Origin of the sequence: Corynebacterium zhongnanshanii (assembly GCF_014490575.1) — a bacterium.
GTDB classification, from domain to species: Bacteria; Actinomycetota; Actinomycetes; order Mycobacteriales; family Mycobacteriaceae; genus Corynebacterium; species Corynebacterium zhongnanshanii.
Window position 1 is genome coordinate 644,070 of the sequence record NZ_CP061033.1, and the last position, 23,508, is coordinate 667,577.

A 23,508-nucleotide genomic window follows, 5' to 3' on the forward strand; every position below is an offset into this window, starting at 1 on the left:
CTAAATATTTGCGCTCGCAATGAATAGGTTTTAAAACTAAAGTGTGCGTAAAAAATAAGCACTGAGTTCTGTAACCTGTGTCGCAATTCACAGTAAAACCCGGTATGCTTCACCTCAGTACACCCCAGGGTGAACTGTAAAGACTCGGGCACATAGATAAAGCCGCACACGATAAGGAGAAATATGTCGACGTACACCACTGATGCGCTGTACACCGTTGGAGACGCAGAGTCCTGCCTCACCGCCGTCCGTGACCGGGTGGATGAGTTTGGCTCGGACACCCTGTTCTCCCGTCCAGTGGGCTACGACTGGGAAGATGTCAGCATCGCCCAGTTCCTGGACGAGGTGTACTCCGTTGCCCGTGGCCTGATCGCCCTGGGGATTGAGAAGGGCGACCGCGTGGTCATCATGTCCGAAACTCGCTACGAGTGGACCCTGGTGGATTACGCCGTGGCGGCCGCAGGCGCCATCTCCGTGCCTATCTACTCGTCCTCCTCCACCTCCCAGTGCGAGTGGATCGTTGGTAACTCTGGATCCCGTATCGCCTTCGGTGAAAATGACGAATACTGCGGCCGCCTGAACACCTTCCTGAATAAGGGCGAGCGCGTCGACAACAACGCCTCCCTGGAGCACGTCTTCAACATCAACGCCGGTGGAATTGACGACGTCATCGCCAAGGGTAAGGAAGCGGGCATCACCCAGGACCAGGTTGAGGAGCGCATCGCCGCCACCAAGTCCTCTGACGTGGCAACCATCGTGTACACCTCGGGAACCACCGGCCGCCCCAAGGGTTGCCGTCTGACCAACTCCAACCTGCTGTCCGAGGTGCGCGGCCTGCACACTCACCCCATCGGTGCTGCGCTGGAGCCGGGTGTGACCTCCCTGACCTTCCTGCCGCTGGCACACGTGCTGGCGCGCGCCGTATCCAACCTGTTCATCGTGGCTGGCGCGCAGCAGACCCACTGGTCGGACATGGGAACCATCGTCAACGAGTTCCAGCGCTCCGAGCCGAACGTCATCCTGGCCGTGCCACGCATCTTCGAGAAGGTGCATGCCGGCGTGAAGCACAAGGCCACCGACGGTGGCGGTCCGAAGGCGAAGATCTTCTTGCGTGCCGAGGAAACCGCCATCGAATACTCCCGCGCCCTCGATACGGACAAGGGTCCAAGCCTGGGCCTGAAGGCACGCAAGGCTGTCTTTGACAAGCTGGTGTACGGCAAGATCCGCGCTGCCCTCGGTGGCGAGCTGGCCTACTGCATCTCCGGTGGATCCGCGTTGAACGCAGAACTGATGCACTTCTTCCGCGGCGCTGGCGTGTACATCTACGAGGGCTACGGCCTGACCGAATCCACCGCCGCGGTGGCCGTGAACTTTGAGCCGAACAACATCATCGGCACCGTCGGTCGCCCCGTGGGCGGCAACACCATCCGCATCGCCGAAGACGGAGAGATTGAGCTCAAGGGTTCTGTGATCTTCGATGGTTACTGGAACAACGAAGAAGCAACCAAGGAAGCATTCACCGAGGACGGCTTCTACCGCACCGGTGACTTGGGCGAGCTGCTGCCGTCTGGCCACCTCAAGATCACCGGCCGCAAGAAGGAGATCATCGTCACCGCCGGTGGTAAGAACGTCTCCCCAGGACCTATGGAGGACATTCTGCGCGCAGCTCCGCTGATCTCCCAGGCAATGGTTGTGGGAGACGACCAGAAGTTCGTGGGTGCGCTGATCTCCCTGGACGAGGATGCTGTCAAGGCGTGGAAGAGCGAGCACAATATCCCAGAGCACACCAGCATCCGGGAACTGGCCAAGAACTCCAACCTGCGTTCCGAGATTCAGGATGCCGTGAACAAGGCCAACCTGAGCGTGTCCCACACCGAGGGTATTAAGAAGTTCCGCATTGTTGCCCGCGACTTCTCCGAGGAAAAGGGCGAAGTGACCCCATCCATGAAGCTGAAGCGCTTCGCTATTTCGGAAAACTTCGCCGACGATATTGCCCGCATCTACAACGGCTAGGCGATACCCCTCGACCGCATAAAATTCACCTCCATCGGCCAAGCCTCCCCGGCTTGACGGTGGAGGTGCTTTATTGTTTGTGCATACAAGCTCTGGGCGGCCAGAGCTTTGAATGTTCCTTCAGTAAGGAACCCCACAGTGACGAGGAGAGGAGTGGGCGCGTGCACTACAACGCATCCCTACGCGTCCGCGAACTCACTCAAAATATCTACGACATTGGCGACGAAATCGCCCAGTACATCAATAATGTCGCCCAAGCCATGAACGACTGGGACGTGGAACTGGTGGACGATTGCATGGAGGAACTGCACGAGATCATCGCCGAGGGGCGTGCCGAAGTGCGCCCGGGCCTCGTGGAGCTCAACGGCCTTCGCCAAGCATTCATCTCCGGTATTCGCGCCGGGCAAATGTCGAACCCTTCGGCGTCGATGACGTTCGATCACCCCGGCCGCACCCTCACGTTCTTGCACGCACCGTTTAGCCAGCGCTACGCCCAGGCTGTCGCCGAGGCCCACGGAGCGCACGTGTCCGGTGACGGCAGCGCGGCACCCGGCCAGGATGAGGGACCCGCGAACCAATCCATGGCCTCCACCGCGGCTTGGCGCATGTGGATGCGGCAACGCAATGAGCGCTGCACCTCCGAGCTTTATGACCTGGAAGAGTGGATCGTGGAGCAAACCCAGCGGGCGCTAGAGAGCCAGTCCGTGCTGCTGCAGCAATCCTTCTCGCAGGCGGAGCGGAGCGTGGCCACCATCGTGGAACAGTGGAAGCACATGGTGAACCTCCAGCCCACGCTGGCGGCGGATATGCGAGGGGAGAACCCACCGGCGTTCCTGGAGGAGCGTGCACGGGTGGATGAGATTGTCGCGAAGCTGGCGCGTGCGAAGCGCGCGGGCGAAACGAGCAATGCTGCTGTCTAATGTCTGACCATTTCGGCCTGTATATCCACGTTCCCTTCTGCGCCACCCGCTGTGGCTATTGCGATTTCAACACCTACACGCCCCAGGAATTGCAGGTGGGCGAGCACAGTGCGAACGCGGGCAACACCATCGACGGATACCTGGACGCGCTGGAGCGCGAACTCGAGGTCGCGGCCCGTGTGTGGGATCGTCATGAATCCGACGACGCCTCGAGCGAGACAGCCAGGATAAACGGCGTCAGCACCGTGTTTTTCGGCGGTGGCACCCCCTCGATGCTGGGCCACGAAGGGCTTACCCGGGCCCTGCGCGCGGTGAAACGGACGGTGGGTCTGGCGCCGGATGCAGAGGTCACCACGGAATCCAACCCGGAATCCACCAGCCCTGAGTTCTTCCACGCCCTGCGTGCTGAAGGCTTTACGCGCATCTCGTTGGGCATGCAATCCGTAGCGGGGCACGTGCTGAAAGTGCTGGACCGCCGGCATACCCCCGGCCGGCCGGTCGCGGCGGCGCAGGAGGCACGCGAGGCGGGCTTCGAGCACGTCAACCTGGATTTGATTTATGGCACGCCCACTGAGACGGACGCGGATCTTCGCGCCTCGCTCGAGGCGGTCTTAAGCGCCGGAGTGGACCACGTGAGCGCCTACTCCCTGATCGTGGAGGACGGAACCGCGTTGGCACGTAAGGTCCGAAAAGGGCAACTGCCCGCGCCGGATGAGGACGTGCTGGCGGATCGCTACGCCATGATCGATTCCTTTCTGAAGGATGCGGGCATGGACTGGTACGAGGTGTCCAACTGGGCGCGCCCCGGCGGCGAGTGCCGGCACAACCTCCTGTACTGGAACTCAGGCCAGTGGTGGGGCGCGGGGCCGGGCGCGCATGGTTGTGTACAGCTTAAAGAGCACCCAGGGGTGACGCGCCTGGTGAATGCGAAACGCCCCGCGACCTACTGGGACGGCCTGCTGGGGGCACGGACATCCAGTCAGCACCAGGACTTTCTCATGCTGCCCGGCAGCGTTTCCCACGTGGAGGAGCTATCGCCTAAGGACCTGGCGACGGAGCGCGTGATGCTGGGGCTGCGCCTGCGAGAGGGAATCCCTGTGGAGGTGGTGGCACAGGGCGGCGCGCACGGTGATGCACGCGCCGGCTCACCACAAGCCGGCTCACCCGCCCCCCTGAGCCCCGCCGTAGAGGAGGCCATCGCGAAATACCAGGACCTGGGCCTGCTGTGGCGCAACGATGCTCGCTTGGGCGTGACGGACCAGGGCAAGTACCTTGCCGATGGCATTGTGACTGACCTGCTTCTCGCCATGGATGATGAGGTGTAAGAATAGGGACATGTCTTCGGGAACTGAGCAACGTCGAAACGAGGTCCTGCGGGCCATCGTGACCGATTTCATCGCGTCGCATGAACCCGTGGGGTCGAAGATGCTGGTGGATCGCCACAAGCTCAACGTGTCCAGCGCAACGATCCGCAACGATATGGCCGCGCTGGAGACCGAGGGCTACATCACGCAGCAGCATGCCTCCTCCGGTCGCATCCCCACCGCGAAGGGGTATCGCCGCTTCGTCGATGGGATCCATGACATCAAGCCGCTGAGCAGGCCCGAGCGCAAGGCGATCCTGGACTTCCTCAACAATGGGGTGGACCTGGAGGATGTGCTGCGCCGCTCGGCCCAGCTACTGGCTCAGCTGACCCGGCAGGTGGCGGTGGTCCAGATGCCGGACCTGCATCGCGGGCGCGTGAAGCACTGCGAGGTGGTGAAGCTCGGCTCCCACCGCGTGCTGTTGGTGCTCATCACGGATACGGGGCGTGTGGATCAGCGCAATGTGGACCTCATGGATCCGTTGCCTGACGAGGATGTTCCCCACCTTCGCGATATCGTCAATGCTTCCATGGTGGGCAAGACGTTGGACGACGCCTGCGCCGCCATCGCCGCCGTCGCCAGGGAGGCGAAGGGCCAGGAGATGCCTCGTGAATTACGACGCCCGGTTCTCGCCGTGGCCACCGTGCTTGTGGAAACGCTGCTGGACCGACCGACTGACAAGTTGATCTTGGCGGGCACACCTAATTTGGTGCGTACGGGTGAGCTTACTGCGGTGCTGGAGGCGCTGGAGGAACAAGTGGTGGTCCTCAAGCTCCTGTCCAGCGCCCGGGATCTGCAGGTGCAAGTGTCCATCGGTGAGGAGAATGAGGACGATGCCCTGCACCGCGCGTCCGTGGTGACGACGGGCTACGGCACCTCGGAGGGGGCTGTGGGTGGCCTGGGTGTGATTGGCCCGACGCATCTGGATTACACTGGGACTATTTCCAGCGTGACTGCTGTTGCACACTATGTCTCCCGCATCGTGGCAGGAGAGAAGTGACACGATCGCGCACACTCGCGAAACGCTGTCTGCGGAGTAGAATGGCACAGTTGTTTCGCGTGAAGCGTATGACGGGCCATGCGATGCGTTGCATGTCCCGAATAGCGAACCCGATAAGCAGATAGCAAGCAGATATAAGGACTAGATTTCACCGTGGCTCGAGATTATTACGGCATTCTTGGCTTGGAACGTGGCGCATCTGACGCGGAGATTAAGAAGGCTTATCGCCGCCTGGCGCGTAAGTACCACCCGGATGTGAACCCGTCTGAGGAAGCAGCGGAGAAGTTCCGGGAGATCTCTCTGGCTCAGGAGGTACTGACCGACCCGCAGAAACGCCAGATTGTGGACGCCGGTGGGGACCCGGAGGAACAAGGCTTCGGCGGCGGCGCAGGCGGTTTCGGTGGCGGCTTCGGAGGATTCTCCGGCGGCGGCCTGGGCGATATTTTCGATGCATTCTTCGGCGGCGGGGGAGGCCAGCGTGGTCCTCGCGTCTCGCGTGTCCGTCCGGGTAATGATGGCCTGGTGCGCACCGAGGTCACGCTGGAGGAGCAGTTCTCCGGCGTGGAGAGGGAGATCACCGTGGATACCGCGGTGCTGTGCGACGTGTGCGACGGCACCGGCTCGAAGTCTAAGTCCGCACCGGTGACCTGCCCCACCTGCCGTGGTATGGGTGAAGTGATGGAGATCCAGAACTCCGTGCTGGGACGGGTGCAGGTTGCCCGCCCGTGTTCTCGGTGTAGCGGAACGGGCGAGATCATCGAAGATCCATGCGAGAACTGCACCGGCGATGGCCGCGTGCGCCAACGCAAGAACATCACGGTGAACATCCCCGCGGGCATCTCCGACGGCATGCGCATCCGCATGGCAGGCAAGGGCGAGGTAGGCCCCGGAGGCGGACCTGCCGGCGACCTGTACGTGGAGATCCACACCCCAGAGCACTCCCACTTCCTGCGTGAGGGCGACGACCTGCACGTGACCCTGCAGGTTCCTGCGGTGGATGCCACCTTGGGTACTTCGGTGGAGGTCCCTATGCTGGACGGCTCCATGGCCACGGTCGAGATCGAGGCGGGCACCCAGCCGGAGGCTGTTGTTCGGCTGAGTGGCCGTGGCATGCCACGGATGCGCAACCCCAAGGGCGGCCATGGAAACCTGATTGCCCACGTGGATGTGGTGATTCCCACCTCCTTGTCCTCCCACGAGCGCGACCTGTATCAGAAGGTTCGCGAGCAGGCTAAGGACAGCGCCACGGTGGGCACGAAGCACGATTCTGATCGGGGATTGTTCTCCCGCCTCCGCCACAAGTTCGGACGGTCCTCGTGACCGATCCCGTATTCATTCACCCGATTCCCGCGGATGCCACGGTCGGCAGCCGCTTCCAGCTCACGGGTGCGGAAGCCCGGCACACCGAAGTTAAGCGCATGCGCGAGGGCGAGTCCCTCGTGGTGAGCGATGGGGTCTCCCGCGCCGTCGCCGCGTCCTGGAGCAGCGGCGAGGTGGAGATTCGCGAGTTTCTTCCTATCCCCGCACCACGCCCACGCGTGACGGTGGTGCAGGCGATCCCTAAGTCCGAGCGTTCGGAATTGGCCGTGGACCTGATGGTCCAAGCCGGCGCCGATCGCGTGATCCCGTGGGCTGCGGCGCGCTGCGTGTCCCGCTGGGATGGAAAGGAAGCTAAGGCGAAGGCGAAGTGGGAAAATGCGGCGCGCGCTGCGGCGAAACAATCCCGACGCCTGACCGTCCCACCCGTTGAGGATCTGCTGAGGAACATCGAGGATCTGCGCCACTACGCCCAGGGCACTAGCCGCATCGTGGTGCTGCATGAGCAGGCCAGTACCCCGATCGCCGAGCAGGACTTTGACGTGGATGAGATTTTCCTGGTGGTGGGGCCGGAAGGCAGCATCGCCCCCGAGGAACTGGAGGCTCTGGACGCCCTCGGTGCCCAGCGGGTGGTCATGGGGCCTGAGGTCTTAAGGACGGCGGCGGCCGCCACCGTGGCGTTGGGGGCGCTTGGGGTGCTGACCCAGCGCTGGAGCGGGCAGTAACGTTTACGTTTAGAATTGAGGATCATGAGGCCTTCTTCCAACGCACATCCACGCGTGGCGAGCTCAACCATCGAAATTGACCCGGCGATCATCGTGTCCGTGCTCGGACGCAACGATGAGAATCTCCGAGTGGTGGAAAACTCCACAGACGCGGATCTTCTGGCGCGGGGAAACTGCATCACCATCCGCGGCGAAGCTCGGGAGGTGTCCCATGCGCGTCGCGCGCTGGAGGAGATGGTGTCCCTGGTGGAGCGGGGGAACACCGTGGATGCGGACGCCACGCGTCGTATCATGCGATCGGTGGAGGACGCCGAACGTCCCGGGGCGATGACCACGGAGGCGCCAGAGACGATTGTGACGTACCGGGGTAAGTCCGTGCGTCCCAAGACAATGGGGCAGCAGCAGTACATCACGGCGATTGACGAATGCACCGTGGTGTTTGGCGTGGGGCCCGCGGGAACAGGAAAGACGTATCTGGCGATGGCGAAGGCCGTGCAAGCGCTGATGCGAAAGGACGTCAGCCGGATCATTCTTACGCGCCCCGCGGTGGAGGCCGGAGAGAAGCTGGGCTTTTTGCCGGGAACCCTCAACGACAAGATCGATCCCTACCTGCGCCCCCTGCATGACGCCCTGCGTGAGATGGTGGATCCAGAGACCATCCCACGGATGATGGAGGCGGGAATCATCGAGGTCGCTCCCCTGGCCTACATGCGCGGGCGTACCCTGAACGATTCCTTCGTGATCCTGGACGAGGCGCAGAACACCACCCCGGCGCAGATGAAGATGTTCCTCACGCGCTTGGGCTTCAACACCAAGATGGTCATCACCGGTGACATGACCCAGGTGGATCTGCCGCACCGGCAGGAATCCGGGCTGAAGGTCGCCCAGTCGATCCTGCGCTCCGTGCCCGGGGTGTATGTCTCCCAATTTGATTCCGACGACGTGGTTCGCCACCGACTGGTATCCCGCATCGTGGAGGCGTACGACTCCTATGAGGCGGAGCAGTGGCAGGATGACGAGGACGTGCGCTAAGTGACGAGCACGCAGTGCACGGACTGCACAGACATCGCTACTAACACTAACGGCCCTAACAGCATCAACAGAAAGGCTTGCCTGTGAGCATCGAGGTATTCAACGAATCCGGGCGCGGAGAGATCAACGAAGAGGAATTGATCGACGTTGCCCGCTATGCTCTGTGGACCTTAGACGTCCACCTCTCGGCAGAGCTGTGCATCCACATCGTCGATCTGGCAACCATCGAGGATCTTCACGTGCGCTGGATGGACCTGCCCGGCCCCACGGACGTGATGAGCTTCCCGATGGATGAGCTCTCTCCCGGATGGGGACGCAAAGACGGCCCGCCCACCTCGCCGGCGATGCTGGGTGACATCATGCTGTGCCCAGACTTCGCGCAAGGCCAGGCCGATCGCGCCGGGCATTCCCTGGCCCACGAGCTGGACCTGCTCACCGTCCACGGCGTGCTGCACCTGCTGGGCTTCGATCACGTCACCCCGGAGGACGAGCAGAAGATGTTCTCCCTGCAAAATGAGATCCTGGCCAATTGGTATGACTCCCAGGAAGAACGCGGTGTGACCTTCGGGCCGAAGCCGTCCGGGGCAGCGGCATTCCCCTCCGCGGCTGACCGCGACGATACCCAGGGACAATAGTGGACGCTAGTGACTTTTTCGGCCTCGCGGCCGTACTGATCGCCCTGCTGTTGGGATCCGTCCTGTCCGTGGTGGAAACCGCCGTCTCCGCAATCTCCCCGGCGCGCGTGGACAGCCTCGCCAAGGAGGAGAAACCCGGAGCGCTGCGCGTGCAGCGGCTGCTCAGCCGGCGCGCCACCCACATCAACCTGCTGGTACTGTTGCGCACCATCTGTGAGGTCTCCGGCGCGGTCTTCGGAACGGCCCTGGCAGTGTCCCTCATTGACAGCCGGAACTGGGCGATCTTCGTGGCCATCGCCGTGGTGACCGTCACCACCTTCACGATCATTGGTGTGCTTTCCCGGACCATGGGACGGCAGAACCCGTACTCCATCTCCATTGCCGCGGCACCGATCCTGCTGGCCGTGTCCTGGGCCCTGGGTCCCTTCGCCGGACTGCTGGTGCGCGCCGGAAACATCGTCACGCCAGGTAAAGGCTTCCGCGACGGCCCCTTCGCCACGGAAATTGAACTCCGAGAGATGGTGGACATCGCCAGCGAACGCGGCATCGTGGAATCCGACGAGCGCAAGATGATCCAATCCGTCTTCGACCTGGGCTCCACCACAGCCCGCAGCGTGATGGTCCCGCGGCCGGAGATGGTGTGGATCGAAAGCACGAAATCCGCAGGCCAGGCCACCAGCCTCTGCGTCCGCACGGGACTATCCCGACTTCCCGTGATTGGTGAGGACGTGGATGACATCGTGGGCGTCGTATATTTGAAGGACCTGGTGGCGCGCACGTATCACACGGACGACAACGGGCGATCCGTGCCCGTGTCCGACGTGATGCGCAGCGCGATGTTCATCCCGGACTCGCGTGGCCTGGATGATCTTTTAGAGGACATGCAGCGCGATCAGATCCACATCGCGATGCTGGTGGACGAGTACGGTGCCATCGCCGGGTTGATTTCCATCGAGGATATTTTGGAGGAGATCGTCGGCGAAATTACCGACGAGTACGACAGCACGGAGATCGCGCCCATCGAGGACCTGGAGGACGGCTCCTATCGCGTGGTGGCGCGGCTGTCCCTCGAGGAGTTGGAAGAGCTCCTGGAGGAGACCCGCGGCGAGGGCGATCCGGAGATTCACTTCTCTGAGGAGCAGCACGAGCAGGTGGATACCATCGCAGGCCTCGGTGCCTTCGAGCTGGGCCGCGTGCCGATCCCCGGGGCGGAGATCACGACAGCTGGAATCCACGTGGCGTACGAGGGGGCGCGGGATCGACGTGGCCGGGTGAAGGTGCGCTCGGCGATTGTGACTCGGGTGGAGCCGGATCGTCGGGAGGAACCGGATCACCGGGAGGAGCCAGAGGAGTCTGTCCCGGGACAGGAGCCCGGGACGGAGCAGCCAGCGCAGCCAGCGGAGCCTTCATCGGCTTCATCGGCTTCATCGGCGTCACGGCCGGAGCACGCCGACGGCGAGTGACGTGCGCTGTGATGTTCGCGCAGCGCCGACCGCGCACGTGGTTAACACTTACCCGGTGATTACAGGCATGATGGAGCTGTGACTGATATGGCAGATTTCCCTGACCTTCCCGAGGACGCCCTAGCCTCCATCGACGACGCAGCTGGTGCGACCGGCGGCGCTGCTGGCGCGACCGGCTACGACGTGCCCGAGGGATTTCGCTCCGGATTCGTGAGCTTCGTCGGCCGACCGAACACCGGAAAGTCCACGCTGACCAACGCGCTGGTGGGGCAGAAGATCGCCATTACCGCAGATCAGCCCGAGACTACGCGCCATCCCATCCGCGGCATCATTCACCGCGACGATGCACAGGTTGTGGTGGTGGATACCCCAGGTCTGCACCGTCCACGAACCTTGTTGGGGGAGCGTCTCAACGAAATGGTGAAGGAGACGTACCAGGACGTCGATGTGATCGCGCTGTGCGTTCCCGCCGATGAGAAGATCGGCCCCGGCGATCGGTGGATCGTCGAGGCCGTGCGCGCCGTGGCGCCTCGGGTCACGCTGATCGGCATTGTGACCAAGGTGGATAAGGTGGGCAAGGACCGCGTGGGCGAGCAGCTCATCGCCTTGCACGAGCTGCTGGATGGGGCAGAGGTGGTGCCCGTGTCCTCCACGAAGGACATCCAGCTCAATGTTCTGCTGGACGTGCTGGTGGAGCACCTGCCCGAGGGGCCGAAGTTCTACCCCGACGACCACGTCACCGATGACGACCGCGATACCCGCATGGCTGAACTCATCCGCGAGGCTGCCCTGGCCGGACTGCACGACGAGCTTCCGCACTCCGTGGCCGTCCAGATCGACGAAGTTGTTCCGCACCCCACACGGGAAGGCGTGCTCAATGTCCATGCGGTGATTTATGTGGAGCGAGAAGGCCAGAAAGCGATTCTGCGGGGCAAGGGCGGTCGCCGCCTGTCCAAGACCGTGCACGACGCGCGCCTTCAGATCATCGAGATGCTGGGCACCAACATTTACCTGGATGTGCGCCTGAAGGTGGCCAAGAACTGGCAGTCGGACCCCAAGCAGCTAGGGCGCCTGGGCTTCTAGCGTGTCGTAGAGGCGAGTGCGTGGCGACTAGACTTAATTATCGCGATGAAGCATTCATAGTCCGCAGCTATAAGTTGGGGGAGGCGGACATGATCTTCGTTCTGCTGACCCGCGAGCATGGGGTGGTGCGGGCGGTCGCGCAAGGGGTGCGCAAAACGAAGTCCCGTTTTGGCGCGCACCTGGATCGCTTTTGCCGCGTGAACGTGCACATCTATCCCAGCCGCCGCTCGGCTCTGCGCGCCACGCGCGGACTGTCGACGGGCTCGGGCGGGGGCTTGGGCAAGATCACGGACGCGGTATCCGTAGACAACTACGCCCCCGGGATTATTGCAAACACCGAGGCCTACTATGCGGCGTCAGCGGTGCTGGAGGTGGCGTTGGCGCTGTCTCAGGAACCCGACATCGCCCGGGCCCTGTTCCCCCTTGTGGATTCTGCTCTGTGCGCCCTCTCCACGCTGCCCGCCGAGGCTGCATCCGTACCCGCCGAGTTCCCGCGCCTGCCCGCCATGTCCGTGGCTGACCAATTTTCCCTCGACGCCATCCAGGTCGCCGGATGGTCACCCAGCCTGGTGGACTGCGCCCAATGCGGGCGCCCGGGTCCTCACCGAGCCTTCCACGCCCAGGCCGGGGGTGCCGTGTGCGTGACCTGCCGCCCGCCGGGATCCGCAACCCCTCCGCCCGAGGCCGTGCGCTACCTGTGGCTCCTCCAGCAGCACCGCGATGAGGTGGCCGCGGAGGTCGCGCAGGGCGATAGCACGCATTCCATTGCGCGCGTGGCCCATAGTTTGTTGCTGGGGCATATCCGCAGTCACGTGGACGAGGGACTGCCAGCCTTGTCCGCACTGTAGACTGTGAGGCGTGACTTCCCCAGTAGAGCGATCCGATATTCCCCACGAGTTGATTCCGCGCCACATTGCGCTGGTGATGGATGGTAATGGCCGGTGGGCTCAGGAGCGTGGAATGCCCCGCACGGAGGGGCACCGTCGTGGCGAAAAGGTACTGATCTCACTGGTTGAGGAATGCCTGGAGCTGGGGGTGGATTATCTGTCGGCGTACGCTTTTTCCACGGAGAACTGGCGTCGATCTACCGACGAGGTTCGGTTCCTCATGGGCTTCAACCGGGACGTGCTGCGTCGGCAACGGGACTACCTCAACTCGCTGGGCGTGCGGGTGCGCTGGGCGGGACGCCGACCACGCTTGTGGCGCTCGGTGATTTCCGAGCTGGAGAAGGCCGAGGAGCTGACGAAGGATAATACGCGGATGACGCTGGCCATGTGCGTCAATTACGGTGGTCGCGCGGAGTTGGTCGATGCTGCCCGAGCCATAGCGACCGACGCCCAGCGCGGGGCCCTCAAGCCCTCCTCCATTAACGAGAAGGTCTTTGCCCAGTACTTGGACGAGCCCGATATGCCCGATGTGGATATGTTCCTAAGGCCTTCCGGGGAGATGCGCACCTCGAACTTCCTCCCGTGGCAGTCCACCTATGCGGAGATGGTGTACCAGGATGTGCTGTTTCCGGACTACACGCCGAATGACCTGCGGGCGGCCGTGCTGGAGTACGCCCAGCGCGACCGGCGTTTCGGTGGCGTGAAGAGCTAAAAGTTCATCGGTCTGAACTTGCATGTGCCGTGGTTGTGGACATGACGTGCTGCGCGTCACGGCTTACTATATGTGGGATGAGCAAGGAAAAGTCTCGGGAGAGCGCACAGAACCCGGCGGAGGCTCCCCAGCCAAGTCGGAAGCAGATCAATCGCTGGCGCCAGTATCTCGCCAACGAGCGCGCCGAGGGGGCGGTGTATCGCGAGCTCGCCAGGAAGAAGCAGGGGGAGGAGCGCGAGATCCTCTTAGGCATTGCCGAGGCTGAGGAGCGCCACGAGGAGTACTGGCGCCAGCGGCTGGGCGATCACGTGGGCCTGCCGCGCAGTGCTAGCTGGAGCACCCGGATGATGGCGTGGATGGCGCGACGCTTCGGCACGGTGTTTGTGCTGGCGATGATGCAGTCCGCGGAGTCGCGCAACGGTTACTTAAAGGATGAGGACGCCACCGAGCAGATGGCCGCCGATGAGGCGATCCACGCGGAGGTCATTCGCGGCCTGGCCGCGCGTGGCCGCGCACAGATGTCCGGGGACTTCCGGGCGGCGATCTTCGGCGCGAATGACGGGTTGGTGTCCAACACAGCCCTGGTGCTCGGCATGGTTGGTACCGGTGCTTCCTCACAGGTGGCGTTGGTCACCGGCCTGGCGGGTCTGCTCGCCGGTGCGCTATCCATGGCGGCAGGGGAGTACATCTCGGTGAGCTCCCAGCACGAGTTGATGAAGGCGAGCTCCCCCAGCCCCACCGCAGGCAAGTCCGTCATGGAGCTGGACGTCCAGGAAAACGAGCTGGAACTGGTCTATCGTGCGCGCGGCATGAACGCGGCGGAGGCCAGGCGCAAAGCCCTCGAAGTGTTCGATGCCCTGGAGGCCGGGGAGGGCGAGGACCCGCAGGCGTCGTTTGAAATGGGGATGACCCGCAGTGAGGAGGAACAAGGAGGATCGCCTATCTCCGCGGCGATCTCCAGTTTCTTCTTGTTCAGCCTGGGGGCGTTGATCCCCGTGGTGCCGTACATCCTGGGGCTCACCGGATCCACGGCTGCGGTGGCGGCGTGCGTGCTGGTGGGGATTGCGCTGATGGTGACCGGCGGGATCGTGGGTGTGCTGTCCGGAACCTCGCCGATGCGGCGGGCGCTGCGCCAGCTTGCCATAGGCTTCGGCGCGGCGGCGGTGACGTACCTGCTGGGATCGCTGTTTGACGTGTCCGTGAGCTAGGCGTTGCGATCGGTGCGGCAGTTGCTGCACAGACCGAAGATTTCGGCGGTGTGACCGGACTTCTGGAAACCGAAACGGGACGCGGTATCTTCGGCCCAGGCCTCCACGGGGCCGCCGTCGATCTCTACGGTCGTGCGGCAGTTCGTGCACACCAGGTGGTGGTGATGATCCTCGGTGATGCAGGAGCGGTAGAGCGTTTCGCCGGACTTGTCATGCAGGGTATCGATGGCGCCCATGCTCGCCAGTTGCTGCAGGGTGCGGTACACGGTTGTGAGGCCCACCCGGTGGCCTCTATCGGTGAGCTGCTGGTGAATATCCTGAGCAGAGCAGAACGTGGTGAGGGTGTCCAGCACTTCCACCACGGCACGGCGCTGCCGGGTGTTCCTCTGGCCAATTTTCGGGCCACGGGTGCGCAGCGGTGCCTCCTGGTGTGTGGACTCCGCGGATGGGTTGGACATGTATTTTCACTCTTCCTGCGATCTACTGTCGGTGGGTCACGCTGCGGGTATCGAGCTTGACGACAGGCTTTTTCAGTCTAATCGCAGTCTTGATCCATTTTCAACAAGGAGCCCTATTGAACAAGGCCGACGGGGCAGGGGTGGCATCCAGACCAGCCTCGGTGGGGTGGGGGCGCATCTGGCCACGCGGATGGCTAGGATGTAGAGAAGATATAACGAAGATATCGCCTAAGGACCCAAGGAGACATCACTAACCATGGCCGGAACCATTGACGCTGTTGTAAACCTCGCGAAGCGTAGGGGACTCGTCTACCCCTGTGGAGAGATCTACGGTGGCACCCGATCCGCATGGGACTACGGCCCACTCGGTGTGGAACTCAAGGAAAACATCAAGCGCCAGTGGTGGCGCCACATGGTGACCGCCCGCCCGGACGTGGTGGGCTTGGATTCCTCCGTCATCCTGCCACGCCGTGTGTGGGAAGTATCCGGCCACGTCGACGTGTTTACCGACCCGCTGGTGGAGTCCCTGCACACGCACAAGCGCTACCGCGCTGACCACCTGCTGGAAGCCTACGAGGAAAAGCACGGCCACCCACCAGCAAACGGCCTGGCGGACATCAACGACCCAGAAACCGGCCAGCCCGGTGCCTGGACGGAGCCGAAGGAGTTCTCCGGCCTCATGAAGACCTTCCTGGGTCCCGTGGCCGACGAAGAAGGCCTCCACTACCTGCGCCCAGAAACCGCCCAGGGTATCTTCACGAACTTCAAGAACGTTCAGACCACCTCCCGCCAGAAGCCACCATTCGGCATCGCCCAGGTAGGTAAGTCCTTCCGCAACGAGATCACCCCAGGAAACTTCATCTTCCGCACCCGCGAGTTTGAGCAGATGGAAATGGAGTTCTTCGTTAAGCCTGGCGAGGACGAAACGTGGCACCAGTACTGGATCGATAACCGGCACCAGTGGTACATCGACTTGGGTATCGACCCGGAGAACCTGCGCCTGTACGAACACCCACAGGAAAAGCTCTCCCACTACTCCAAGCGCACCGTGGACGTGGAGTACGCCTTCAACTTCAAGGGCTCCAAGTGGGGCGAGCTGGAGGGCGTTGCCAACCGCACCGACTACGACCTGCGTGTGCACTCCGAAGGCTCCGGTGAAGACCTGTCCTTCTTCGACCAGGAGAGCAACGAGCGCTGGATTCCGTACACCATCGAGCCAGCGGCCGGCTTGGGCCGCGCCATGATGGCCTTCCTGGTGGACGCCTACGACGAAGAAGAGGTGCCCAACTCCAAGGGCGGCACCGATACACGCACGGTGCTGAAGCTGGACCGCCGTCTCGCTCCGGTGAAGGTGGCTGTGCTTCCGCTGTCCAAGAAGGACACGCTGACCCCTGTGGCGGAGAAGCTGGCAAACCAGCTGCGCGGCTTCTGGAACGTCGATTACGACACCTCCGGTGCCATCGGCCGCCGCTACCGCCGTCAGGACGAGATCGGAACCCCATTCTGTGTCACCGTTGACTTTGACACCTTGGAGGACAACGCCGTGACCGTCCGCGAGCGGGACACCATGGAGCAGGAGCGTATCAACATCGAGGACCTGCAGGCGTACCTGGCTGAGCGTTTGGCGGGCTGCTAAGCGTGAACACCGACATTCGCTGGACCGTCCCCAGTGACGGACACACGTTCCCGATTTACGCCGGGCCCGCACAGGACATGGACCGCATTGCCGAGTTCGCCGACGAGCGGGGAGTGACCAACATCCGCTTTGGCGGCGATACCTGGGAGCTGTCTGCCGACAACGGGCCGAAGGCCTCTGCCGTGACTGGCTCGGGCACATGGACGGCTACTGGGGATGCGGAGACGTTCGCGAAATCCAAGCAGTATGTTCTCCAGGCTGATCGGCACACGGTGACGATCATCGCTGAGTCCAAGTCCCACTTTGTCCTGGACATCGATGGCGAGAAGGCAGGACAGTTCACCTCTGAGAACCGTGGTCTGCGGAACCTTCATGTGGAGTTTGAAGGCCCCGGGGAGAAACTCCCGCTGGACGTTCAGGTGTTCATTTCCTGGGTAGCCCGCAGGATCATGGAAGTGCGCACCCTGAACTCCACCAAAGCGCTGTTAATCGCGCTGCTGCTGTGCATCCCGGTTATCGTGGCCTACTGGATTGGTGCGATTTAAGGGGGCTTGGTTCGTGACCCCTTAACCCCGGCTCGCCGGGGGTTAAGCAGGGGCCGGGGCGCGTCGGCGCTTACTTAGAAGGAGAACGAGTCCCCGCCACCACCAAAGTCTCCGCCGCCGAAGCCGCCACCGCCGCCCCCTCCAAAGCCGCCGCCGAAGCCACCGCTGTTGGAGAGCAGAGAACCGAGAATTACACCGGTCATCAGGCCGTTGCCACCACCGCCGCCGTAGTAATTATTACGACGGTTAAAGCGGTCAATGTCCTCGCGCGCCTGCGCGGAGGCCCTCCGGGTTAGCTGCGATGCCTGCTGCGCCAGCAGATACGCGCGCTTGGTGTCCTGCTCCCTCAGGACTTTGGCCTGCTCCAGCACCTCGCGGGCGGCGTGAGCCGTGGAGCGGGCATCCACACCGATGATGTTTCGCCGGTTGCGGATAGTTTCCTCCACGGCCACGAGGTTCTGGTTGGCGTCCGCGATGGTCCTGTCGACCATGTCGAGCGTGCGCCGGAAATCATTATCCGCTCCGCGGGCCTCATCCAGTTGGATGTCCAGCTGACCATCGGCGTCGAGCAGTTGAGAGTAGCTTCCCAAAGGATCATTGCTCTGATTGTGCCGCGCCGTCTCCAAGGCCTGGTGAGCGGCGTCCACCGCCTCTGCCAGCGCCTCCTTGTTAAATGGGGCGTGACTGCGCGCCAGCTCGTGTGCCTCGGCAATTTCCTCTTCCACTTCCGTGATCAGCGCGGAGAGATTGTCCTGAGCCACCCGCAGCTGGGATTCGGCGTTCTCCACCGCCTGCAGTTGTGAATCGGCCTGTCGAATGGCCATGCGTGCTCCGTCGATGATGTCGATGAGCTCGCCCTGTTGTCCCGCGGGCTTGGCTGTGAGTGCGCGTGCTTGCTCGATCGCGTGATCCACCTGGTTGATCTCGGCCTCGGCGATGTCTGGGTTGTGGGTGATGCTCACCAGCAGTTGGGGGTCGATGCGCGTGGTAAGGTCCTCCATGATTGCCCGGGCGCCGGGGATGCGGCTGCGCAGGGAGACCGACGCCTGGGTGAGCGTGTCCAGAGTCTCCGGCGCATGGATGAGTTGTTGCCGTAGCTCGGCGAACTCCGCGGCCTTTCCATTGAGGTTCTTATCGGCGGTGCCGCAGCTGGAGATAATCTCGGTGAGCAGCGCGCGCTGTTCCTGCTCCGCGGTGACGAGCCCTCCCTTGATGCGCTGGTGCATGCCGTAGGCCTTGTGGAGGGTCTGCTGGGAGCGGGTGAGGGCGCGCTGGAGTTCGCGGGTGCGCTCCTCGCCAAACTCGGTGCGGGCGATGGTGAGTTCCTCGTTGCCTTTGCGGATGGACTCATCGGTGCTGTGCAGTTCCTCAGCGGCAAGGGTCTGGAGGACGGACAGGGGCTGCTGCATGAGGTCGCTGGTTGCCTCGGGCTGGATGGAGCGGGCCGTGTTGAGTTGGCGGGCTTCGGTGTTCTTGCGGTTGCGTCGGCTCCAGACGAAGGCCCCGGCGCCTCCGCCGAGCAGAGCCACGGCGGCTCCTCCCATCCAGATCTTGGAGGAGGTGGAGACGGTTCCTGCCAGCTCGTCGGCGGCTGCCTGGGCACCGCCGGCCCAGTCCTCGTTGGTGAAGTGCTTTTTCACGGCGCCGATGACGTCCTGCGCCGTGCTCTTGGATACGGACGCGCCGTAGTCCAGCCCAGCGTTATGTTTGGTGACATCGGTGACCAACACCATAGTGTTGTTGGTGGGATCCTGCTCACGCAGCTGGGCGGCGTAGCGCTGCGGATCGGACTCCGGAATGGAGTCCACGAACACCATGTACAGCTTGACGTTACTGTGTTCAATGCCCTTCTTGAGGGTCTCCTCGATGGCCGCCTTATCAGAACCGGAGAGTACCCCGGCCGCGTCCACCACCTGGTCGGTGAGGGCAACGTCGGTCGCGGTGGCGGTGGTCCCGATCGCAGCCGGGGTGGCTGCCGCTGCTTGGGCTGCCAGCGTGGTGGCGACGCCTATGCCGAGGAAAGCCCCGGCGCCCACACATCCCGCCGCGGCGACAGCCGCGGCACGGCGTAGAGCACTGGCGAAGAAAAAGGTGGTGGAGTTGTTGGCGTTCATGATGCCTACCTTAACCGAAAACTCGGCGACCTTAACGGACAATCTGGGGCGAGCGGACTATGGTCTTAGGCATGCCATTTTTGCAACGCGCGGGACGAGCAGTGAGCGGCACTTTCTTCGGCGTGCTGCTGTCTGTTTTTTACTTGATTTTTGGTGCAGTGCTGTGCGCGGCGATCATCTCCGCAGGCACGGCCTTCCAGGTGTGGGCGCACGCGCGGGCGGATGACCGCACCGGCGCAGACACCATTTTTGTGCTGGGTGCCGCCCAGTACGACGGTGTGCCGTCGAAGTGGTTCCAAAGCCGCCTGGATCACGCGGCGGAGCTCTATCGCCAGGGCGTTGCTCCGACCATCGTGACCGTAGGAGGAAACCAGCCGGGGGATCGCTTCACCGAGGCTGCCAGCGGGCGCGAATACTTGGTGGAGCACCAGGGCGTGCCGCCTCAGGCCATTGTGGCGATCGAACGTGGATCGGACACGCTGACTAGCGCCCAGGCCTTCAAGGAAGAGGCGCAGCCCCGCGGCTGGGTGTCCAGCGTGGTGGTGACGGACTCGAACCATTCCCTACGTGCGTTGCGCATGGTGGAGGATGAGGGATTCGACGCCTGGAGCTCGCCCACACGGACCGGACCGAGCTACGGCACCCGCACCGAGCAGGTTCAGTCCATCGTTCGGGAAACGGGGGGACTGTTGTATTACGAGGTGTGGGAGCGTCGCGCGGATGGCCCGGCGAAGGGATGGGGCCATGCCTGAGGCCTATGTCTACAGCGAGGCTGACTTGGAGCGTGTGTTTGCCACCACGCCGAAGGAGCTGGGTATCCCCGGAGCCCTGCCCGATGGGCGCGACGACTTCGACCGGGATCGCGCCCGCGTGCTACATTCCGCAGCCCTGCGCCGCCTGGCTGATAAGACACAGGTCGTGGGTCCTGGAAGTGGGGACACTCCCAGAACACGCTTGACGCACTCCCTTGAGGTGGGGCAGATCGCCAGGGGCATCGGCAAAACCTTGGGTGCGGACCCAGACCTGTGCGAACTCGCTGGGTTGAGCCACGACATAGGCCATCCGCCCTACGGCCACAACGGCGAACGTGCTCTGGACGACGCCGCCCGTGAACTCGGCAAAGTCCAGTCCGGCTTCGAAGGCAATGCGCAAACATTGCGCATCCTGACCCGCCTGGAGCCCAAAGTTCTGGGCGGGGACGGGCACTCCTATGGACTCAACCTCACTCGGGCCAGCGTGGACGCAGCGTGCAAGTACCCGTGGGGGCCGGTGGCGGACGACGGCCGGCGTCGGAAAAAATATTCATGCTACGAGGACGACCTCGACGTACTCGCATGGGCCAGGCAGGGCGCGGACGGCACGAAGAAGTGCCTGGAGGCGCAGATCATGGATTGGTCCGACGACGTCGCCTATTCCGTCCACGACGTGGAAGACGGGATCGTGTCCGGGCGCATCAACCTCGACGTGCTGTGGGACCTGGTGGAACTGGCAGCGCTAGCGGAAAAGGGCGCCCGGGTGTTCGGCGGAACCCCCGAGGAGCTTGTGGAGGCCGCGGGGCGATTGCGGGAGATGCGCCTGATTTCCCGGGCAGCGGACTTCCATGCCTCGCTGAGCGACCTGGCGGCGCTCAAGGCGATGACGTCGGAGCTGGTGTCCCGGTTCGTCACGGCGTGCGTGACCGCCACCCGCGAACGCTACGGCGCTGCCCTGGGCCGCTATAAGGCTCAGCTGGTGATTCCGAAGGACGTGGAGGCGGAGGTGACCCTGCTGAAATCCATCGCGGTGCTGTACGTGATGGATGAGCAGGAGCACCTGGCGCAGCAGGAGCGCCAGCGCGACCGCATCTTCCGGGTGACGGATTACCTGTGGAAGGGCGGGGAAGGCGCGCTGGATCCGCACTTTAGGCAGTGGTTTACCCAGGCGGCGGACGACCAGGCCGCTTTTCGCGTGGTGATTGACCAGGTGGCGTCCCTGACGGAATCCAGGCTGGAGCGCCTGGATCGGCAGGCATTTTCTTTCAGCGCCAGCTGGGCTTAGTCTTCGGCGTCGGGGATTTCGCAGAAGCTCTTGAAATGGTCGTCGGTGTAGTACCACACATCGGGATCGGTCTTCGTGCCACCGCCGACCACCAGGCGCCGCTCGCCCCGGTGGTTCAGCCCCGGGGTCTTCACCGTGTACTCCCGGTAATAAGAGGAATGCTGCTTCGGCAGCAGGCCCTCGTAGTTGCCGAAGTGTTTACCGTCCGCCGGGCCGTCGTCGGGCGGGGCATCCACCAGGATGTCCTCCACCTGCTGCGCGGCCTCCGGCGGAAGCGAGTGCAAGGAACAGTGCTGGGAGGACTCGGATACGGAGCTGGTAGCGCTGTTGGTATCGCTGGGGGAATCGGACAGGCCAAGGTAGGCGGTGGCCCCTGCGAGCAACACAGCGGCCACAGACCCACCAGCCCACATTCCTTTGTTCGTGGAGCGTGGCTGAGACATGCCCTCTATTAGACCACTGCCAGGGTTAGATCACGGTCAGCGGCAGGCGCAGTGCAGCGGGTGCACTCGCCGGAACCATCGGCTTTTTCGGCTCAGTGGGGGAGATCCGCACGTAGCCCTCGCTTTGTGCCGGGCGGGGGTCGGCGTCGCCCTTATTCGGCCACAACGCGGCCGCACGTTCCGCATTGGCGGTGATGGACAGCGACGGGTTCACACCCGGGTTGGCTGTGATGGCGGAACCATCGGTGACGAACATCGTTGGGTAGCCCCACACACGGTTGTAAGGGTCCACTACGCCCGTCTCCGGCGAATCGGCGATCACGCATCCACCCAGGAAGTGGGCAGTGAGAGGCACATTGAAGACCTCGGACCACACACCACCGGCGATGGCGTTTTTCATATTCCTGGCCATAATGCGGGTGGCGGCATTTCCCTCGGGAATCCAGGAAGGATTAGGCTCGCCGGTGCCCTGGCGGGAACGCAGGACATTAAAAGGACCCACCTTTTTCAGGAAAGTCTGCAGGGAATTGTCCTTGGTCTGCATCACCAAATTGATGACGGTGCGCTGAGACCACTTGCTCAAGTTAAACAGCATAGGAATGCGCGTGTAGTTCAAGCAGACCTGCTTGATGAACTCCAGGAAACGTGGTTGAAGCTTGTCACCATCCGTCATCAAAGTCTGCAGCAGACCCATGGCGTTGGAGCCCTTTCCATAACGCACCGGTTCGATATGCGTATCGGGGGCAGGGAAGAAGGAACTGGTGATGGCCACGCCTTCGGAATAATCCGTATCCGGGTGGTATTTCGCTTCCGCCGCACCCAGCAGAGCCTCGGAGTTTGTGCGGGTGAGGTAGCCCAGGGAATCTGGGAGGTTAGGCAGGTTTCCGTTGTCCTTCTGGCGGTGCAGGAGGTTTTGCGTGCCCCAGGTTCCGGCTGCCATGACCACGTAGTCGGCGGTGAAGGTGGTGGTGGAGGTATTCTTCTTGCGCGCGCTCAGCTTCTTCGCCAAGGAGGTGGCCACAGTGCCGGTGCGCGTGGTGGTGACCGTCCAGGTGGAACCGTCGTGGGTGATATCGGTGACGGTGGACATGTCGTGAACCACCGTGCCGCCCTTTTCGGCCAGGTAGAGGTAGTTTTTCAGCAGGGTGTTCTTCGCGCCGTGGCGGCAGCCCGTCATGCATTCACCACATTCGTGGCAGGCGGTGCGGTCGGGGCCCACGCCGCCGAAATAGGGGTCTGCCACGGTTTCGCGAGGCTTGCCTTTGAGTCCGGTCTTTTCGCCGAAGAACACGCCCACGGGCGCCATGCGGAACGTTTCCGGCACTCCCATTTCCTCGGCCACTTCCTTGATGCGCTTATCGGAGTTGGTCATGGTGGGGTTTTCCACCACGCCGAGCATCTTCTGGGCTTGTTCGTAGTAGGGGGTCAGCTCGTCTTCCCAGTCGGTGATGTGGGCCCACTGCTTGTCCTGGAAGTAGGTGGAGGAGGGCTTGTAGAGGGTGTTGGCGTAGTTGAGGGAGCCGCCGCCCACGCCGGATCCTGCGAGGATCATGACGTCGTTGAGCAGGTGGACGCGCTGGATTCCGAAGCATCCGATCTGTGGCGCCCACAGGAAGTCCTTGAGGTGCCACGAGTTCTTGGCGAATTCTTTATCTTCAAATCGACGCCCAGCCTCGATGACGCCAACCTTATATCCCTTTTCAGTCAACCTGAGGGCGGTGACGGAGCCTCCGAATCCGGAGCCGATCACCAGAACGTCATAGTGAATGCTGTTGTGTGCTGAGTGTGCAGTGTTCGTCATGCTCTTTACGATAGGACCCGCGCCTTGGTTTCGTAGCAAAATTGTATGAATTACTGGAGGAAAATATAAAAGTGGTGGTGTGAGGGCGCTCATGCAGGGTGGTGGAGGGTACGTC

At 62.8% G+C, this 23,508-nt stretch carries 21 protein-coding genes; 17 read left to right on the forward strand and 4 right to left on the reverse strand.

Going from position 1 to position 23,508, the window contains the following annotated elements:
- Positions 1-183: 183 nt before the first annotated feature.
- The 13 genes from IAU67_RS02845 (at position 184) to IAU67_RS02905 (ending at position 14,359) form a co-directional block, all read left to right on the forward strand.
- Positions 184-2,013: an AMP-dependent synthetase/ligase gene (locus IAU67_RS02845; RefSeq protein WP_151842990.1), complete on the forward strand. Its 1,830-nt coding sequence runs from the start codon at positions 184-186 to the stop codon at positions 2,011-2,013.
- A 161-nt stretch (positions 2,014-2,174) separates the two neighbouring features.
- Positions 2,175-2,933, forward strand: a complete 759-nt coding sequence (locus tag IAU67_RS02850) for a hypothetical protein (RefSeq protein WP_151842991.1) — start codon at positions 2,175-2,177, stop codon at positions 2,931-2,933.
- Positions 2,933-4,258, forward strand: a complete 1,326-nt coding sequence (gene hemW, locus IAU67_RS02855; protein ID WP_151842992.1) for a radical SAM family heme chaperone HemW — start codon at positions 2,933-2,935, stop codon at positions 4,256-4,258. The genes IAU67_RS02850 and hemW overlap by 1 nt, the downstream gene beginning before the upstream one ends.
- A gap of 10 nt (positions 4,259-4,268) precedes the next feature.
- Positions 4,269-5,297, forward strand: a complete 1,029-nt coding sequence (hrcA, locus tag IAU67_RS02860) for a heat-inducible transcriptional repressor HrcA (protein ID WP_151842993.1) — start codon at positions 4,269-4,271, stop codon at positions 5,295-5,297.
- Positions 5,298-5,450: 153 nt separating this feature from the next.
- Positions 5,451-6,617: a molecular chaperone DnaJ gene (gene dnaJ / locus IAU67_RS02865; RefSeq protein WP_151842994.1), complete on the forward strand. Its 1,167-nt coding sequence runs from the start codon at positions 5,451-5,453 to the stop codon at positions 6,615-6,617.
- Positions 6,614-7,339 (forward strand): 16S rRNA (uracil(1498)-N(3))-methyltransferase, encoded by a 726-nt coding sequence (locus tag IAU67_RS02870; protein ID WP_151842995.1) that lies wholly within the window; start codon positions 6,614-6,616, stop codon positions 7,337-7,339. The genes dnaJ and IAU67_RS02870 overlap by 4 nt, the downstream gene beginning before the upstream one ends.
- A 24-nt stretch (positions 7,340-7,363) precedes the next feature.
- Complete coding sequence (locus IAU67_RS02875; RefSeq protein WP_151842996.1) at positions 7,364-8,371, forward strand: PhoH family protein; 1,008 nt, start codon at positions 7,364-7,366, stop codon at positions 8,369-8,371.
- A gap of 83 nt (positions 8,372-8,454) precedes the next feature.
- Positions 8,455-9,006, forward strand: coding sequence for an rRNA maturation RNase YbeY (ybeY, locus tag IAU67_RS02880; RefSeq protein WP_151842997.1), 552 nt, complete (start codon positions 8,455-8,457; stop codon positions 9,004-9,006).
- A complete protein-coding gene (locus IAU67_RS02885) occupies positions 9,006-10,469 on the forward strand; it encodes a hemolysin family protein (protein ID WP_151842998.1) in 1,464 nt (487 codons plus the stop codon). Before ybeY ends, IAU67_RS02885 begins: the two co-directional genes overlap by 1 nt.
- A gap of 87 nt (positions 10,470-10,556) precedes the next feature.
- Positions 10,557-11,552, forward strand: coding sequence for a GTPase Era (gene era, locus IAU67_RS02890; protein ID WP_151842999.1), 996 nt, complete (start codon positions 10,557-10,559; stop codon positions 11,550-11,552).
- Between the two features lie 20 nt (positions 11,553-11,572).
- Positions 11,573-12,400, forward strand: a complete 828-nt coding sequence (gene recO, locus IAU67_RS02895; RefSeq protein WP_151843000.1) for a DNA repair protein RecO — start codon at positions 11,573-11,575, stop codon at positions 12,398-12,400.
- A 10-nt stretch (positions 12,401-12,410) separates the two neighbouring features.
- Positions 12,411-13,151, forward strand: a complete 741-nt coding sequence (locus IAU67_RS02900) for an isoprenyl transferase (RefSeq protein ID WP_151843001.1) — start codon at positions 12,411-12,413, stop codon at positions 13,149-13,151.
- 77 nt (positions 13,152-13,228) lie between these two features.
- Entirely contained in the window at positions 13,229-14,359 is a 1,131-nt protein-coding gene (locus IAU67_RS02905; RefSeq protein ID WP_151843002.1) for a VIT1/CCC1 transporter family protein, read from the forward strand.
- Here the strand turns inward: IAU67_RS02905 and IAU67_RS02910 are convergent.
- On the reverse strand, positions 14,356-14,817 hold the full coding sequence (locus tag IAU67_RS02910) for a Fur family transcriptional regulator (protein ID WP_151843003.1): 462 nt from the start codon (positions 14,815-14,817) through the stop codon (positions 14,356-14,358). The genes IAU67_RS02905 and IAU67_RS02910 overlap by 4 nt on opposite strands.
- A 256-nt stretch (positions 14,818-15,073) precedes the next feature.
- Between IAU67_RS02910 and IAU67_RS02915 the strand changes: the two genes are divergently transcribed.
- Together IAU67_RS02915 and IAU67_RS02920 are read left to right on the forward strand one after the other, a co-directional pair.
- Complete coding sequence (locus IAU67_RS02915) at positions 15,074-16,453, forward strand: glycine--tRNA ligase (RefSeq protein ID WP_151843004.1); 1,380 nt, start codon at positions 15,074-15,076, stop codon at positions 16,451-16,453.
- 2 nt (positions 16,454-16,455) lie between these two features.
- On the forward strand, positions 16,456-16,998 hold the full coding sequence (locus IAU67_RS02920) for an amidohydrolase family protein (RefSeq protein ID WP_151843005.1): 543 nt from the start codon (positions 16,456-16,458) through the stop codon (positions 16,996-16,998).
- Between the two features lie 74 nt (positions 16,999-17,072).
- On the opposite strand, the gene IAU67_RS02925 is transcribed toward IAU67_RS02920, so the two are convergent.
- Positions 17,073-19,112, reverse strand: coding sequence for a TPM domain-containing protein (locus IAU67_RS02925; protein WP_151843006.1), 2,040 nt, complete (start codon positions 19,110-19,112; stop codon positions 17,073-17,075).
- A 71-nt stretch (positions 19,113-19,183) separates the two neighbouring features.
- Here IAU67_RS02925 and IAU67_RS02930 point away from each other — a divergent pair, with 71 nt between their 5' ends.
- Positions 19,184-19,864 carry a YdcF family protein gene (locus IAU67_RS02930; protein ID WP_151843007.1) on the forward strand — a complete coding sequence of 227 codons (681 nt, stop codon included), beginning with the start codon at positions 19,184-19,186 and terminating at the stop codon, positions 19,862-19,864.
- Entirely contained in the window at positions 19,857-21,149 is a 1,293-nt protein-coding gene (locus tag IAU67_RS02935; RefSeq protein ID WP_151843008.1) for a deoxyguanosinetriphosphate triphosphohydrolase, read from the forward strand. The genes IAU67_RS02930 and IAU67_RS02935 overlap by 8 nt, the downstream gene beginning before the upstream one ends.
- Here the strand turns inward: IAU67_RS02935 and IAU67_RS02940 are convergent.
- Both IAU67_RS02940 and IAU67_RS02945 read right to left on the reverse strand, forming a co-directional pair.
- Positions 21,146-21,592 (reverse strand): guanyl-specific ribonuclease, encoded by a 447-nt coding sequence (locus IAU67_RS02940; protein WP_151843009.1) that lies wholly within the window; start codon positions 21,590-21,592, stop codon positions 21,146-21,148. The two genes, IAU67_RS02935 and IAU67_RS02940, sit on opposite strands and share 4 nt — an antisense overlap.
- A 25-nt stretch (positions 21,593-21,617) precedes the next feature.
- A complete protein-coding gene (locus tag IAU67_RS02945; protein WP_151843010.1) occupies positions 21,618-23,393 on the reverse strand; it encodes a GMC oxidoreductase in 1,776 nt (591 codons plus the stop codon).
- Positions 23,394-23,508 lie beyond the last annotated feature (115 nt).